The sequence below is a fragment of the Trinickia sp. genome (genome assembly GCF_036503415.1).
Lineage (GTDB): Bacteria > Pseudomonadota > Gammaproteobacteria > Burkholderiales > Burkholderiaceae > Trinickia.
Map to the genome: position 1 here is coordinate 1 of NZ_DASXWY010000013.1, position 15,903 is coordinate 15,903.

Consider the following 15,903-nt stretch of genomic DNA (forward strand, 5'->3'; position numbering starts at 1 on the left):
CAACCCGTCTCGCGCAGGAAGCTCACCTGTTCCGGCGTCTCCACCCCTTCCGCGATGACGTGCATCTTCAACCGCTGCCCCAACGCGATAATCGCGGCAGCAATAGCCCTATCATTGGCGTCGTTGGGAAGCTCGCGCACGAACGACTGATCGATCTTCAACCTTGCCACCGGAAGATGCTTGAGCGCACTGAGGCTCGAATAACCGGTACCGAAGTCATCGATCGCGAGCTTCACGCCCATCCGTTCCAATTTCTCCATCGTCTCGATCGAGTGATCGAGGTTCTGCATCAACAGGCTCTCGGTCAACTCGAGCTCGAGATACTCCGGCGCCAACCCCGTATCGGCAAGTGCGCTGGACACAGCCTCCACCCATCCGGCCTGCATGAACTGCCGCGCCGAGACATTCACCGACATCGTGATCGGCGGCAGCCCCTGGTCCTGCCAGCGCCTGTTTTGCAGGCACGCCTCGCGCAGCACCCAATCCCCGATGGGAATGATCAGCCCGGATTCCTCCGCAAATGGAATGAACTGCGCGGGAAGGATCGTCCCATCGGTCGGATGATCCCACCTCAGTAAAGCCTCCACACCGAACATCCGGCCGCTTTTCGCATCGATTTGCGGCTGATAGGTCAACCGGAACTCGCCACGAGCCAGCGCTTCGCCCAATTGAGCCTGATGAACCAGCCGCTCGCGAATGTTGTGATTCATCTCGGCCGCATAGAGCTGATAATTATTCCGGCCCAGCTCCTTCGCGCGATACATCGCTGCATCGGCATTCTGCAAAAGCGTTGTGGCGGCGTCCCCATCAGCCGGGTACATCGCTACCCCCATGCTGCATGTCACGTGATAGGACTGTCCCGCGAGCTCGACGGGCTCCAGAATCGCCTCGCGCAGCCGTTTGACGGTGGTTTCGATGGCACGCACGTCGTTGCGATCGCAGTCGATGACGAGGACGAACTCGTCCCCACCGAGCCGCACCACGGTATCCGTCGAGCGCACGCTGTTCGCCATCCGCACCGCGGTTTCCCTGAGTAGATCGTCGCCTGCGCTATGCCCGAGGCTGTCGTTGATGAGCTTGAAGTTGTCGAGGTCGACGAAGACCACCGCCACGCTACGCTCATATCGCTGCGCTTGCAGCATCATCTGTTCGAGCCGATCCGACATCAGCGTGCGATTCGGCAGTCCGGTTAGCGCATCGTGCGTCGCCATATGGCGGATGCGTTTCTCCGAAGCGGTACGCTCGATCGCAATGCCGGCCAGACGGACGGCGAGCTCGGCCGCTTGCGATTTGCCGTCGATCGGCTCCGCGTCGCCGCTGACGAACAACGCGAGCGAGCCGACCGCGCGCCCATCATGGCCCAGGATCGGCAGCGCGCGGCAATGGGTAAAGGCCACGGCGGAGCCTGCGAGCGCAAGCGCGATGCGCGGTTCGCTGAGGCTCCGATTGACCGGCTCGCAAGAGTAGACGGGCAGGGTGACGGGGCTCGCGTCGGGGCCGATCGGCTCGCCATCGACGAGCGCGGCGAAAGCTGGCGGCAGGGTCGGTGCAGCGCCGAGCCGCACATGGGTGCCATCGTCGTCGCGCAGCACAATGGCGCCCGCGCAGCGCGAAATCTGCGATTGAAGCACCCGCACGATCGAATCGAGGACGTCCTCCAGCGGTGCGCTCGTCGCGATCATCTCGAGCACGCGAATCTGCTCGGCCCGTCGCACCTCCGCATGTTTGCGCGATGTGACGTCACGCACGATGGCAACGAGGCCGTCGTCCACACGCACCACTCTGCGATGCAACCAAAGACGCGCGCCGTTCTCGCGTGTTTGCATCCATTCGTGCTCTTCGAAGGTATCGCTACGATAAACGGCGGCGAATTCGTCGCGAATGCGTCGCGCGTCCGCGCCTGTGAACAGCGTCTCGGGCGATGTGCCCACAGCGTGCTCACGGCTTTTGCCGATGAGCTCGAGCCCGCGTCGATTGACCTCACGCAGCACGAAACTGAGCTCCATCGGCGTGCCAAGGGCGCGGGATCCATCATGCGGCATGCGCGAGACGAGGTCCCAGACGAAGAACGCATCGAGGCTCGCTTCGGACGCGACGAGGTATGTCTGCTCCAGCCGCCGCGTACGGCTGCGGCTCTTGGCGAGTTGCCGGCTCTTCAGGCTGAGAACCGCGGTCAGCATCAATACGAGCACGCTGACTACAGTCAGGGCACGCAACTGATTGCGGCGATCGCGCTGGTATCGCTCGAATTGTTCGGACTGCGAGAGACCGACTACCGCGATGAGCGGGAACCCGCGCAGCACGCGGATTTCGGTGAAACGTTTCGTTCCGGCATCCCAAGGCTGAACACCGAGCGATGCGCTCGATCGCGTACTGAGCGCCGACTGCGCAATGGTTTGCCCCCAGTCCACCGCGTCCCCGTGCTGCATGACGCGCATGGCGCCATCTTTGCCTAGCAATGCGAGCACGCCATTGCCGCCGATTCGCGCGAAGTCGTAACCGCTCGTGAAATACGATGGATCGACGGCGAGCATGACGATGCCGGCGAAACGCCCGGATACGTCTTCCAGTGGCCGGCTGAAGATGATCTCCGCGGCCCCGGAACGTGGGTTGCGTTGCGTGTGACCGACATAAAGCTGATCCGCGTTACCGCTTCTGCAGTGCAGAAAATACGGCTGCGCTGCCACGTTGGTGTTCGTGTCGCGCTGCGTGCTGGCGACGATATTGCCGCGCGCGTCGGTCATCGCCATGCGGAAGACGATGGGTGACGGCAGCATGGCGCGATCTTGCAGTTGCGAAAGCGCGGCATGGCCGGACATCGTGTACGCATAAGCGACGGTCTTCAAAGTCTGATCGATCGCTTCGAGGCTGCGAACGACCTGCGCCTCGTATGCGTCGGCCAACCCGCGCGCGAGCTGCGTCGCCGTTTGCGTCGTGGCCTCGCGCTCGTGCTCGAGCAAATGCAGCGCGCCGACCCAAGCCGAGCCGACCAGCAAGAGCGCGAAGAGCGGAAACAGAAAATAGTCTTCGGCTATCCGCCGGCGCAGGGACGCCACGATGCGGGCAGCGCGCGAGCCGGCGCGCTCGGGATGCGGCGCACCGTCACGGCGGATTTGAACGGAGGCGTTTTTCTTGCTCATGTCTTCGCCTGATGTCAGCGCAACACGAGCACGGCTTTCACGCTGGGATCGAGCTCCTGCTCGTCGATATAACCCAGTGCGTTCGGATGATCGGCTATGAACCGCTTGATCGTGGCCACGTCGTTGAACACGCGCGGGGGCTGCGCGCTGCCCGTGAAGATCAGCTTCGACCAGTAGGCGCGCAATTGCGCCGGCGATTTTCCGGTGACGATCTCATAGAATTCGCTGCGGTTGGCACCGGTGTCCGCTTGATCGAGCGGAATGGCTTCGGTGCCATCGGGCAATTGCGCCGTCCGTGCCAGATAGATATCGGCGACTTGGGATTTCGTCAGCGTCGTGACAGGGCTTTTGTGCGAAACGATGACGACGAGGTGAGCTTCGCATATCGGCGTCAGGCACAACCAACCGCACAAGCCGAAGAAGGCATTGAGCAGCAGGGCTCGCAACGGTCGGATTCTCGAGGCGTACATGGCTGGGCCTCAGAATACGAAATCGACCGCCGCGGTCACGACGTTCGCGCTCGGCCCCAGATGGAATCCCGGCCCGAAATTCGTGAACCACCCGGTGGAATTCGCCGGTGCCGAAACGTGGTCGTACTGCACTTTCAAGTCGAAGTTCTTGGCGAAATCCCAGCGCACGCCCGCCGACAGATCCCGCTCTCCGAAATTCATGTTCGGGACGGCTGTCGTATGGTCGAGCGAATGCGCTTGCGCATAGGTGACATAGGGCGTCACTCGAGCAATGCGCACGCCGGCCGTCGCATAGCCGCCGATGTATCCGGGCGAAAGGCCGGTGGCGGTTTGACGGGCGATCTCGGCTTGCACGAACCATTGGGACATATCGAGGCTCACCCCTGTCATGTAGACCGTGGTCGACGATAGTGGCCCAAAGGGCAACTGCAAATGCGCGTGCATATAGGCAACGCGCCAGGTAAGGGGGCCGCGCTCGATCGTATCGAAGAGCCCCAGCACGCCTGTCCCTCGGGCGCGGAACGGGCCCGGCGTGTGAAAAGTCGTGGTGCCGGCGATGACGCGAATCGTATCGGTCACGCTGCCGAAGTGCATGCGGTACGATGCGTCGATTCCGTCGCTGCTCGTCACGGGTTCGAGGTTATACAGCGCGCGCGGCACTCTGACCCACGGCAGGGCGTATCCGACTTCGCTGTAGTCCGCCGCCAGAAAATTCGGCATCTCGACGCGGCCCACGCGGACATTGAAATCAGGGGTGAACGCGTAATTGATGTTGGCCCAGACCAGCGTGGGCCGAAACCTCGACGCATAGTCTTCGCGTGCAACGACTTGCACCAGTGCGGAGATTTTTTTCGTCAAATGGGCTTGCAACTGCAGGCCGAGTTTCGAATCGTCTTCGAAATCGACATTGCGGCTGGCGCCGGCGCCGGAGGCCTGAAACTGGTTGGACGCGAAGTCCGCGGTGGACAGGCTCGAATGGGTGGCTGCGAAAGTGCCGAAACCGCTCAGGGCAAACATTGAAGGGTCGTCCTGCGCGAGCGCATCGGGCGCGCAGCAGGCTATTGCCGCGGCGCATATCAGAGACATCGATGCGAATCGAGCCCGTTTCAATGTCATGGAGTTTGCCTCCCGCCGGAAATTTCACAGGCTAGATGTCGCCGGCTTGCTTGACCTTCTCACCCTCGCTACATGCTGCCTAAGGCAGTTAGCTTGTTTACGGAACAAAGCGCGTAAACTTGAGTCCGCTGTTTCCCCAGGGTGCCCGGGGCGAGCGCCGGGGAGTCCGATGCATCGGGGGTGAGCGGCCCGGTCTCCTTGTTAAGATGCGCGTCAACTTGTCAAACCAGCCTTTCAACGAGGTTGATAGCCGTATGGGATCGATCGAGACATTCGAGGGTGACGATGCAACCGTCTTTCATGGCGATTGCCTCGACGCTTTGGGCAGCATTGCCGACGAGTCGATCGATCTGATCTTTGCGGACCCGCCGTACAACATCGGCAAGCAATTCGGCGAGTTCAGAGACGCCTGGCCTTCCGACAAGGCCTATGCTCAGTGGTGCTACGAGTGGCTCGATGCCTGCATCCGCAAGCTGAAGCCCACCGGCAGCCTCTATGTCATGACGAGCACGCAGGCGATGCCCTATCTCGACCTGTGGCTGCGCGAGCGCATTACGATCCTGTCGAGAATCGTCTGGCATTACGACAGCTCGGGCGTGCAAGCGAAGAAGCACTTCGGTTCGCTGTACGAACCGATCCTCTTTTGCGTCAAGGACGCCAAAAACTACACCTTCAACGTGGCCGATATCGAAGTCGAAGCGCGCACAGGCGCCGTGCGCAAGCTGATCGACTATCGAAAGGATGTCCCCACGCCGTACAAGACGACGAAAGTTCCGGGCAATACCTGGTACATGCCGCGCGTGCGGTACCGCATGCCGGAGTACGAAGCGCATCCGAGCCAGAAGCCCGAAGCGCTTCTCGAGCGCATCGTCAAAGCCAGCACGAACCCGGGAGACACTGTGCTCGATCCGTTCGGCGGCACGTTCACGACGTGCGTCGTCGCCAAACGGCTCGGACGTCGCTCCATTGGCATTGAACTCCAGGCCGATTACGTAAAAATAGGCCTCCGCCGGCTCGGTATCGCTACGCATTTCAATGGTGAGGCGCTGCGGCCTGTGGAGAAGACCTGCGTTCGCAGCAACCGTAATGGCGTAAAGGGCGGCGCAACCGCTGAGGACCCAACGGAGTCGTTCGACGCCAATGTGTGACTGAGCGCACCCCGGGCCTGCTCGGTACTACACTTAAGCACCCCACCTAAAGAAGCGCGCCACCCCCATGGCACACCTGTTCTTCGCCGCCTCGATTCAGCGCCATATTCCGCTGCCCGAGCGCGACATTGCGGCCGGCACGGTCGACGAAGCGCTGGCTGTCGTCTTCGCCGACGAACCGCGGCTGCGCGGGTATATTCTCGACGACCAGGGCGGACTGCGCCGGCATCTGGCCGTCTACGTCGACGGCAGGCCGGTGCGCGACCGCCGGCGCCTCTCGGATGCGGTCGGCGCGGAGAGCCGCATCTATGTCGTGCAAGCGCTATCGGGCGGCTGAGGCAGGCGGATAAAAACGGAGACAGACATCGTGAATCGAGATCGCTTGATCGTCGGGACCCGCAAAGGGCTGTTCGTTTTCGAAACGGACGGCGCCCGCCCCGGCCGATGGAAGCAAGCCGAGCATCATTTCGTGGGCGAACCGGTCAGCTCGGCGCTGGCCGATCCGCGCGACGGGACGCTTTACGCCGCGCTCAATCTCGGCCATTTCGGTGTGAAGCTGCATCGTCTGCCCGCCGGCGAGCGCGAATGGCAGCCCTGCAACACACCGGTTTATCCGCGGCAGCCCGAAGGCGCCGAGGCATCCGCATCGGCGCAAGCCGCGCAAATGGCTGGTCCGGACGATGGGCTCGCCGAGGCGGGTAGTGCTGCCTCGTCCGCGCTCAGCGAAGCCGTACCGCCTGTCCCGGAGCCACTTTGGTCGCTCGAACAAATCTGGACACTGGAGCCGGGTAGCCCCGACGAGCCGGGCACGCTCTGGGCCGGCACGATCCCGGGCGGGCTGTTTCGCTCGGACGATGGCGGCGAAAGCTGGACATTGAACCATGCGCTCTGGGACCGCCCGGAGCGTCGCGAGTGGATGGGGGGCGGTTATGACCACGCGGGCATCCATTCGGTGCTGATCGACCCGCGCGACAGCCGTCACGTGACGGTGGGCGTTTCATCGGGAGGCGTCTGGCAAACGGCCGACGGCGGTGCGACGTGGCGTGTCACGGCACAGGGGATGGAGGCCGACTATATGCCGCCCGAGCGGCGCGGCGAACCGAATGTTCAAGACCCGCACCGCGTCGTTCAGTGCAACGCCGCACCGAATGTCCTCTGGACGCAGCATCACTGCGGAATTTTTCGCTCGACCGATGGCGGCGAGCGCTGGACGCGCATCGAAGCGCAACCGTCGAGTTTCGGTTTCGCCGTGGCGGTGCACCCGCAAGACCCCGACACGGCGTGGTTCGTCCCGGCAGTGAAGGATGCCTGCCGTATTCCTGTGGATGGCGCCTTCGTCGTCACGCGCACACGCGATGGAGGCCGCACGTTCGAGCGCTTCTCCGAAGGCCTGCCACCGGCGCCCGCTTACGATCTGGTCTATCGGCACGGGCTGGCGATCGACACCCGGGGCACGAGGCTCGCGATGGGTTCGACGACGGGCGGGCTATGGACTTCCGACGACGCGGGCGAGACCTGGCACGAAGTCTCCGCGCACCTGCCGCCCGTCTATCACGTGAGCTTTGGCTAGAGATGCGCGCCACCTGCTGCAGGGCTTACGGCTCGACCAGCGTCAGCCCCGCCGCCGGCAACGGCAGCGCGGTTTTATAGCGCACCTGCTTGAGCGCAAAGCTCGACCGGATGTTCGACACACCGGGAATGGTCGTCAACCGCTCGATGATGAAGCGCTCCAACGCGCGCATATCGGGCATCACCACGCGCAATAGATAGTCGGCGTCCCCCGACATCAGATAACACTCCATGACCTCGGGCTGCTCGGAGATCGCCTGCTCGAACCGCCGCAGCGCATGTTCGACCTGCTTTTCGAGGCTGACCTGAATGAACACATTGATGCTCAGGCCAAGCGGCTCGGGATCGAGCAGCGTCACCTGTTGCTTGAACAGTCCGAGCTTTTCGAGCGCACGGACGCGATTGAAGCACGGCGTCGGCGACAGATTGACCGAGCGCGCCAACTCGGCATTCGTGATCCGCGCGTTCTGTTGCAGTTGGTTGAGGATGCCGATGTCGATGCGGTCGAGACGCCTCGTATTCGTGGTCATAGTCGAAACATTCCGGAATCGATCGATAAAACAGAATATTTACACTATCCGAAGAGGAATTCACAGTTAGAACAAACGCAAATTCTGCGCGATGCCGGGTACGATGATTCCCCATCGATGCGCGCCTCCCCAGCCGGCGCGCCGGAGGCAGACCTGCTATGACGGACTTATCGAGCGGTATCGAGGAAACGAAACGGGCGAGTGCGGCGCAGTTGGACGACGATCCCCAGGAAACGGCCGAATGGCTCGAAGCACTCGACGCCATCGTCGCTCACGTGGGCAAGGACCGCGCGCAATTCCTGCTCGACCGTCTGACCGACCACGCATACACGCAGGGCCTCACACGGGCACCGTCACGCGTCACGCTCTACGTGAATACGATCCCGGTTGCCGACCAGCCTCCTTACCCGGGCGATCTCGAGATCGAAGCCCGGCTCTCGGCCGCGCTGCGCTGGAACGCACTGGCGATGGTCGTGCGCGCGAATCGCGCCTATGGCGAACTGGGCGGACATATCGCCAGCTATGCGTCGGCGTCGGATCTGTTCGAAGTCGGTTTCAATCACTTCTTTCGCGCGGCGCAGCCCGAAGGCGGGGAGGGCTCGGGTGGCGACCTCGTCTACTTTCAGCCGCATTCGTCACCGGGCGTCTATGCACGTGCCTATCTCGAGGGCTTCCTGAGCGAGGACCACCTGCGGCACTACCGCCGGGAAATCGCGGGCCCCGGGCTCTGCTCGTACCCGCATCCGTGGCTGATGCCCGAGTTCTGGCAGTTTCCGACGGGCTCGATGGGCATCGGCCCGATCAACTCGATCTACCAGGCGCGCTTCATGCGCTACCTGCACAACCGCGGGCTCGCGCGCACGGAAGGCCGAACGGTCTGGGGCTTCTTCGGCGATGGCGAGATGGACGAACCCGAGTCGATCGGTGCGCTTTCACTGGCCGCGCGCGAAGGGCTCGACAACCTCGTGTTCGTCATCAACTGCAACCTTCAGCGGCTCGACGGCCCGGTGCGCGGCAACAGCCGCATCATCGACGAGCTCGAGGCGCTCTTTGCCGGCGCGGGCTGGAACGTCATCAAAGTGCTGTGGGGCTCGGATTGGGACCCGCTCTTCGCGCGCGATCATGCCGGCGCGCTGGCCCGAGCATTCGCCGAGACCGTCGACGGGCAGTTCCAGACGTTCTCCGCCAACGACGGCGCCTACAACCGCGCGCGCTTTTTCAGTCGGAACCCGGCGCTGACCGCGCTCGCTGCCGAGCTCTCCGATGCCGAGATCGACCGCCTGCGGCGCGGCGGTCACGACGCGCGCAAGCTGCACGCGGCCTATGCGCGCGCCCTCGCGCACCGAGGCCAGCCCACCGTGATTCTCGCCAAGACGATGAAAGGCTTCGGAATGGGCACGGCGGGGCAGGGCCGCATGACGACGCATCAACAAAAGAAGCTCGACGTCGACGATCTGAAGACGTTTCGCGATCGCTTTGAACTGCCGCTGTCGGACGAGGACGTCGAGCGGCTGACCTTTTACAAGCCAGCGGAAGACAGCCCGGAAATGCAATACCTGCATGCGCGCCGGGCTGCCCTTGGAGGCTTTCTGCCCAGAAGGCGGAAAGCGGCATCGAAGGGGCTGACCGTCCCTTCGATGCCGACCTGGGGAGCATTCGCGCTCGAGGCGGGCGGCCGCGAGATGTCGACGACGATGGCGCTCGTGCGCATGCTGACCGCGTTGCTCAAGGACGGGGAAATCGGTTCGCGCGTGGTGCCGATCGTCGCTGACGAAGCGCGTACGTTCGGCATGGCCAACATGTTCCGGCAGGTGGGGATCTACTCGCCGCTCGGGCAGCGTTACGAGCCGGAGGATCTCGGCTCGATGCTGTACTACCGCGAAGACACGCGCGGACAGATTCTCGAGGAAGGGATTTCCGAAGCGGGCGCCATCTCGTCATGGATCGCCGCCGCGACGGCCTACAGCGTGCATGACCTGCCGATGCTGCCGTTTTACATCTACTACTCGATGTTCGGTTTTCAGCGCATCGGCGACCTGATATGGGCAGCGGCCGATCAGCGCGCCCGCGGCTTTCTCATCGGCGCGACATCGGGCCGTACGACGCTGGGTGGCGAAGGCTTGCAGCATCAGGACGGCACGAGTCACCTCGCGGCATCGACGATTCCGAACTGCCGTGCCTACGATCCGGCGTTCGCTTACGAAGTGGCAACGATCGTCGATGCGGGGATGCGCGAGATGGTCGAGCAACAGTGCGACGTGTTCTATTACGTGACGGTGACGAACGAGAACTACGCGCAACCGTCGTTACCGGAGGGGGATCGAGAGGCACTGCGCGACGGCATCCTCCGAGGCCTCTATCCGCTCTCGCCCGTGTCGCAGCAAACGGCACGCGTGCAACTGCTCGGCTCGGGGGCAATCCTCTCCGAAGTCATCGCGGCGCAACGCATGTTGAAAGAAGAGTGGGATATCGATGCGGGCGTCTGGAGCGTGACGAGCTTCGTCGAGTTGCAGCGCGATGGAATCGCGGCCGAGCGGCGCGCAAGGCTTGGCGATGCCCCGGCCGCGCCATACGTGAGCTCGGCGCTCGAGGGATCGCGCGGGCCGGTGATTGCCGCGACCGATTATGTTCGCGCGGTACCCGAATCGATCCGCGCGTACGTGCCGCGCCGATACGTCACGCTGGGCACCGATGGCTTTGGCCGCAGCGATACACGGCAAGAGCTTCGGACGTTTTTCGAAGTCGACCGAGCCAGCATTGTGGTGGCCGCATTGAAGGCCCTGGCGGACGAGGGCGAGCTCGACCCCGGCGTCGTCCATACCGCGCGCGAGCGGTATGGGAAAGCGTCTACGGCGAGCCTCGCACCGTGGCAGCGCTGAGTGCCTGAGCGACCCGGGGCGCCGCATAGCCGCTGACGCGGCTCGTTGAAATCGATGGTCCGACGCATGCGTTACAGCGGCAACGCATGCGTCGACAGAATCTCCTTCAGCACCATGAAGCTGCGTACCTGCCGCACGCCGGGCAGATAGAGCAGTTGCTCGGCGTGCAACCGGTTGAAGCTCTCGTTGTCGCGCGTGCGTACGAGCATGAAGTAATCGAATTCGCCCGTCACGACGTGGCATTCCACGCACCCCGATACCTTCTGTGCCGCTTTCTCGAACGCGGTGAATGCTTCGGGCGTCGAGCGATCCAGCACGAAGCCGATGACGACGAGCATCCCCATGCCGAGCGCTTTCGGATCGAGCAGTGCGACGATCCCGCGTATCAGGCCCATTTCCTTCAAACGTTCGACGCGCCGCAGGCACGCGGGTGCACTCAGTTTGACTTTCGCCGCGAGGCTCACGTTCGAGATCGACGCGTCTTGCTGAAGCTGCTTGAGGATGGCGCGATCGATCCGATCCAATGCGGGCTGAGCGTCCAACGCGGGACTGGATTCCGGGCTTAATTTCATTTCGTCAAATAGGGTTTTTTCGAAGTTAAAGTTCGCACAGAGCGAATAGAGGTCTCCTAACGTAGGTCATCGCCATTTATTTCGCAAGCTCATTTCGCGGCCATCCCCCTATCATTTTCCCTATGCGATGCGCCGCCGGGCGGTCACCTTCCGACGAATACCTTGTCGCACCCTTTCCGGAGACATTCGATGAACCTCAAACGCTTCCCTCGTTACCCGCTGACATTCGGGCCGACGCCGATTCAACCGCTCAAGCGCTTGAGCGAACATCTGGGCGGCAAGGTGGAGCTGTATGCCAAGCGGGAAGACTGCAACAGCGGCCTGGCGTTCGGCGGCAACAAGACGCGCAAGCTCGAGTACTTGATCCCCGACGCGCTCGAGCAAGGTTGCGACACGCTCGTATCGATCGGCGGTATTCAGTCGAACCAGACACGTCAGGTGGCTGCCGTTGCCGCGCATCTGGGTATGAAGTGCGTCCTCGTGCAGGAAAACTGGGTGAACTACTCCGACGCCGTTTATGACCGCGTAGGCAACATCCAGATGTCGCGCATCATGGGCGCGGACGTGCGGCTCGTCGCGGATGGCTTCGACATCGGCATCCGTCCGAGTTGGGAGGAGGCGCTCGAGAGCGTGAGCAAGGCCGGCGGCAAGCCGTATCCGATTCCGGCCGGTTGCTCCGAGCATCCGTTCGGCGGGCTGGGGTTCGTCGGCTTTGCCGAGGAAGTGCGGCAGCAGGAAGCGGAGCTCGGCTTCAAGTTCGACTACATCGTCGTCTGCTCGGTGACGGGTAGCACTCAGGCGGGGATGGTCGTGGGTTTTGCGGCGGACGGTCGCGCGGACCGCGTCATCGGTATCGACGCCTCGGCCACGCCCGAAAAGACCCATGCGCAAATCACGCGCATCGCGCGCCATACGGCCGAACTCGTCGATCTCGGACGCGACATCACGGAGAAGGACGTGATTCTCGACACGCGTTATGGCGGCCCTGAATACGGTTTGCCGAACGAGGGCACGCTCGAGGCGATTCGTCTGTGCGCGCGGTTCGAAGGCGTGCTGACGGACCCGGTCTATGAAGGCAAGTCGATGCACGGCATGATCGATAAAGTGCGTCGCGGCGAATTCGAGCCTGGCTCGAAGGTGCTTTATGCGCATCTGGGCGGCGTGCCGGCGCTGAGCGCATACAGCTTTATCTTCCGCGACGGCTGAAGCGAAGCGCGGTGCCTGACGTCCGATACATGATGCGATTGGGTAGTCACGCTTCACTATCTATATAGATTCAGGCGCTTTATCGAACAGCATTGCGAGCGTACGGTACACCTCACCATCCAACGAGGAGCTCGCAATGACTGACGTACTCAATGATGTGCGCGACCACTATCGCGCGACGGGTCTGAGGGCGCGGCTGACGGCCACGCTCATGGCACTGGGGCCGGACGATGAACTACTCGCGCCCCAGCGGCTCGCTTCGCTCGATCAATTCCATACGCGGGGTCTTGCCGCGACCGCCGAACTTGGCGAGTTGATCGGTATTCGCGCCGACATGCGGGTTCTCGATATCGGTTCGGGCATCGGCGGCCCTGCACGCTTTCTGGCTGCAACCCATGGCTGCAAAGTGGTCGGCATCGACCTCAGCGAACCGTTCGTCGATGCAGCGCGCTACTTGACCGAGCGCACGAGACAAACCGCGTCGGTATCGTTCGAAACGGGCAGCGCGCTCGATCTGCCGTTCGATCGCGGCCAATTCGAGGTCGCGCTGCTGCAGCATGTGGCGATGAACATCGCGGATCGGCCGCGGCTCTATGACAATATCCGGCGCGTGCTGAAACCGGGCGGCAGGTTTGCAACCTACGATGTCGTACTCAAAAACGGCGATCCGCATTACCCGGTTCCATGGGCGAGAACGTCGGCCACCAGCTTTCTGATGACGGCGGATGCCACACGCGAAGCCATCGAATCGGCGGGCTTTCGCACCGTCACATCGCGGGACGATAGCGATGCCGCCAAGGCCTGGATCACGCAATTGCGTGCGTCGGGCGCACCGCCTTCGCCGAATCTCGGCGTGGTGATGGGGCCGGACTTTCTGGAGTTCACCACCAATCTGGGAAAGAACCTGATGCAGGATCGGCTTGGGGTGATGACCGCTGTATTCGAAGCCGTTTGAAAACGTATCTGAATCGCGCTCAAAGCGCCGGTCTCAGTGCCGCATAGGCGCCCGGTGTGATCCCGTAAGCCTTCTTGAATACGCGATTGAGGTGGCTTTGATCGTAAAACCCCGCGCTCACGGCCGCGTCGGCCGCGCTGCGGCCGGCCGCGAGCCATTGCTTTGCCGCGATCAGCCGCAGTTGATTGACATAAGCGTGAGGCGGTAACCCATACTCTTTGCAAAACGCGCGCATCAGGTGATAGCGGCTCAGGCCGACGAGCCGGGCCAACTCGTCGATTGGAATATCGCGCTGGAATTGCGCGGCGAGGTAGTCCTTCACCTTCGCCATTCTGTGACCCTCGCGTCCGCCGTGGCTTTCGCTCGGCTTGGGTTGACCGTATCGCCCGAACAGCATGCCCATCGCGGCCCACCAATGCGCCTGCCGTTCCATCAATGACGTGCTGGCGTTCTCGTCGAGACTGGTATGCGCTTTCAGGAGCAGCGAGCAGAGCTGCTCGTCGCGATAGAGGCCGGGCGGAATATGCAGTAAGCGGTCGTCGCGCGACTCTTCGTTGAAAACCGCGCTGAGCGCGGCGAGCCCTTGCATGTCGAGATAGATTGCGCGGTAGTGCCAGGCTTTTTCGTCCCAGACTTCGCCGCAATGATATTCGCCGGGCGCGAAGACCCAGACCGTCCCTGGGCCCGACACGTCGCTGCCGGCACGCGTGTTGCACTGGCCGCCACCGAATTCGGTCATGACGATGACGAGTTCGTCGTGCACGTGCCGGCCGAATTCATGCGCGCCATAACGCGCCGTCGCCAACGCCGCGCCTTCGAGTGCGCCGTCGCGCCGGTACGTCAGATCTTCGCGCGCTGCGCGATTTCCGGTTGCCATCGTCGTTGCTCCGCTGAAGGACCCGCCGCTTACGCGAGCTCGATCCGCACGCGCCTGTTCCGCCGCCCCTTGTTCTCGATCTTGGTGAGGCGAATCGGGCGCGATTGCGCGGTATTGGATAGATGCGTGCCGCCGCACGCTTGCCGATCGAGCTCGCCGATTTCGACGATGCGAATCATGCCGTCGTCCGTAGGCGGCGGGGCGACGGACAGGCTACGGATGAGTCCCGGGGTGGCCTGCGCTTCGCGTGTCGGCACGTATCGCGTTCGCACATCGAGCCCCTGGCGAATGATTTCGTTGATCGGGTGCTCGAGCGCTCGAAGCAGATCGTTATCGGCCTCGGGCAGATCGAAGTCCATCCGCGCCACGCCATCGGCATTGATCTGCGCGCCCGTGACGAGCGCACCGGCAAACTCCTGGTAGACGAGTGCATTGAGGATATGCGTCGCGGTGTGCAGTTGTGCGAGGGTCGAACGCCGCTGCGCATCGATCGACACATGAACGTTACCCGCGAGCTCGAGCGGCGCATCGAGAAGATGCCAATAGCGGCCGCGTTCGAGCGACACGCTCGTTACGCGCACCGTGCCGTGCTGATGGACGAGCGTTGCGGCATCCGAGACCTGCCCGCCACCGCCCGGATGCAGCGCGGATTGCGCGAGCACGACAGCACCCGGGCGCGCGTCGACGATGACGGTATCGAACTCGAGCAGATCGGGCTGCTCGTGGCAAAGATAATGGGGCATGACGGTGACCTGTCTGTCGATATCGAAGATTGACGATCGAGTCAGTATAGTCGGCGGCACCGTGGTTCCGTCTTGGTCAAAAGTGCTGTCCCCGCCGCTGGCGTGGAGGCTCGAACGGGGCGCCGAACGGGGTGCCGGATAGCTGACGGACAAGGCCCCGAATCTTCGAGCGCTACTGCCGGATTTCCGGCTCGACGAGCAACGTCAACAGCGAGAGCGACTCCTGCCACCCAAGATAGCAGCCCTCGTTGGGGATGACCGAAGGGATGCCTTCCTGGACGACGTTCAATTCCGTCCCGCAGCTGACCTGCCGCAGCGACACTGTCGTCTGCATCGTGCCGGGCAAATTGGGGTCGTCGAATCTGGCGGTATAGCGAATGAGCTCGTTCGGGACGAGTTCCAGATATTCCCCGCCGAATGAATGGCCGCCGCCCGTCGTGAAGTTCGTGAACGACATCCGATAGCTGCCACCCACCTTGGCGTCCATCTCATGGACGCTACAAGTGAATCCGTGCGGGGGCAGCCACTTGCTCATGGCGGCTGCGTCGAGGAACGCGCGGTAGACGCGCTCGGGCGTGGCGCGCAGAACACGGTGAAGGCGAACGGTATGGGTCGACATGGCAATCTCCGGTAGAAAGGGGACGGCGTCCCCGATCCTACACGACGAACGACGGCGGCCGGAATCGACATCGCTCGAC

At 62.8% G+C, this 15,903-nt stretch carries 14 protein-coding genes; 6 read left to right on the forward strand and 8 right to left on the reverse strand.

Annotated features, from left to right (window positions below; translation table 11 throughout):
• The 3 genes from VGL01_RS02500 to VGL01_RS02510 all read right to left on the reverse strand — a co-directional run.
• The coding region (locus tag VGL01_RS02500) for a bifunctional diguanylate cyclase/phosphodiesterase (protein ID WP_331566736.1) at positions 1-3,140 on the reverse strand (3,140 nt) is incomplete at its 3' end.
• A gap of 14 nt (positions 3,141-3,154) precedes the next feature.
• Entirely contained in the window at positions 3,155-3,610 is a 456-nt protein-coding gene (locus VGL01_RS02505) for a phosphate ABC transporter substrate-binding protein (protein WP_331566738.1), read from the reverse strand.
• 9 nt (positions 3,611-3,619) lie between these two features.
• A complete protein-coding gene (locus tag VGL01_RS02510) occupies positions 3,620-4,627 on the reverse strand; it encodes a hypothetical protein (RefSeq protein WP_331566740.1) in 1,008 nt (335 codons plus the stop codon).
• Between the two features lie 353 nt (positions 4,628-4,980).
• On the opposite strand from VGL01_RS02510, the gene yhdJ reads away from it, so the two are divergent.
• The 3 genes from yhdJ (at position 4,981) to VGL01_RS02525 (ending at position 7,444) form a co-directional block, all read left to right on the forward strand.
• On the forward strand, positions 4,981-5,874 hold the full coding sequence (gene yhdJ / locus VGL01_RS02515; RefSeq protein ID WP_331566742.1) for an adenine-specific DNA-methyltransferase: 894 nt from the start codon (positions 4,981-4,983) through the stop codon (positions 5,872-5,874).
• A gap of 67 nt (positions 5,875-5,941) precedes the next feature.
• Positions 5,942-6,211 (forward strand): MoaD/ThiS family protein, encoded by a 270-nt coding sequence (locus tag VGL01_RS02520; protein ID WP_331566744.1) that lies wholly within the window; start codon positions 5,942-5,944, stop codon positions 6,209-6,211.
• 30 nt (positions 6,212-6,241) lie between these two features.
• On the forward strand, positions 6,242-7,444 hold the full coding sequence (locus VGL01_RS02525; protein ID WP_331566746.1) for an exo-alpha-sialidase: 1,203 nt from the start codon (positions 6,242-6,244) through the stop codon (positions 7,442-7,444).
• 25 nt (positions 7,445-7,469) lie between these two features.
• Here VGL01_RS02525 and VGL01_RS02530 read toward each other — a convergent pair whose 3' ends face one another.
• A complete protein-coding gene (locus tag VGL01_RS02530; protein WP_173259663.1) occupies positions 7,470-7,973 on the reverse strand; it encodes an Lrp/AsnC family transcriptional regulator in 504 nt (167 codons plus the stop codon).
• 158 nt (positions 7,974-8,131) lie between these two features.
• Between VGL01_RS02530 and mdeB the strand changes: the two genes are divergently transcribed.
• A complete protein-coding gene (mdeB, locus tag VGL01_RS02535) occupies positions 8,132-10,852 on the forward strand; it encodes an alpha-ketoglutarate dehydrogenase (protein ID WP_331566748.1) in 2,721 nt (906 codons plus the stop codon).
• Positions 10,853-10,923: 71 nt separating this feature from the next.
• Here the strand turns inward: mdeB and VGL01_RS02540 are convergent, their stop codons facing one another.
• Positions 10,924-11,424, reverse strand: a complete 501-nt coding sequence (locus tag VGL01_RS02540) for an Lrp/AsnC family transcriptional regulator (RefSeq protein ID WP_331566750.1) — start codon at positions 11,422-11,424, stop codon at positions 10,924-10,926.
• 189 nt (positions 11,425-11,613) lie between these two features.
• Here VGL01_RS02540 and VGL01_RS02545 point away from each other — a divergent pair, with 189 nt between their 5' ends.
• On the forward strand, positions 11,614-12,630 hold the full coding sequence (locus tag VGL01_RS02545; protein ID WP_331566752.1) for a 1-aminocyclopropane-1-carboxylate deaminase: 1,017 nt from the start codon (positions 11,614-11,616) through the stop codon (positions 12,628-12,630).
• Positions 12,631-12,766: 136 nt separating this feature from the next.
• Positions 12,767-13,585 carry a class I SAM-dependent methyltransferase gene (locus tag VGL01_RS02550; RefSeq protein ID WP_331566754.1) on the forward strand — a complete coding sequence of 273 codons (819 nt, stop codon included), beginning with the start codon at positions 12,767-12,769 and terminating at the stop codon, positions 13,583-13,585.
• Positions 13,586-13,604: 19 nt separating this feature from the next.
• On the opposite strand, the gene VGL01_RS02555 is transcribed toward VGL01_RS02550, so the two are convergent.
• From VGL01_RS02555 to VGL01_RS02565, 3 genes are all read right to left on the reverse strand, one after another.
• Positions 13,605-14,462 carry an AraC family transcriptional regulator gene (locus tag VGL01_RS02555; protein ID WP_331566756.1) on the reverse strand — a complete coding sequence of 286 codons (858 nt, stop codon included), beginning with the start codon at positions 14,460-14,462 and terminating at the stop codon, positions 13,605-13,607.
• Positions 14,463-14,491: 29 nt separating this feature from the next.
• Positions 14,492-15,205: an alanyl-tRNA editing protein gene (locus VGL01_RS02560; protein WP_331566758.1), complete on the reverse strand. Its 714-nt coding sequence runs from the start codon at positions 15,203-15,205 to the stop codon at positions 14,492-14,494.
• 172 nt (positions 15,206-15,377) lie between these two features.
• Positions 15,378-15,824 carry an SRPBCC family protein gene (locus VGL01_RS02565; RefSeq protein ID WP_331566760.1) on the reverse strand — a complete coding sequence of 149 codons (447 nt, stop codon included), beginning with the start codon at positions 15,822-15,824 and terminating at the stop codon, positions 15,378-15,380.
• Positions 15,825-15,903 lie beyond the last annotated feature (79 nt).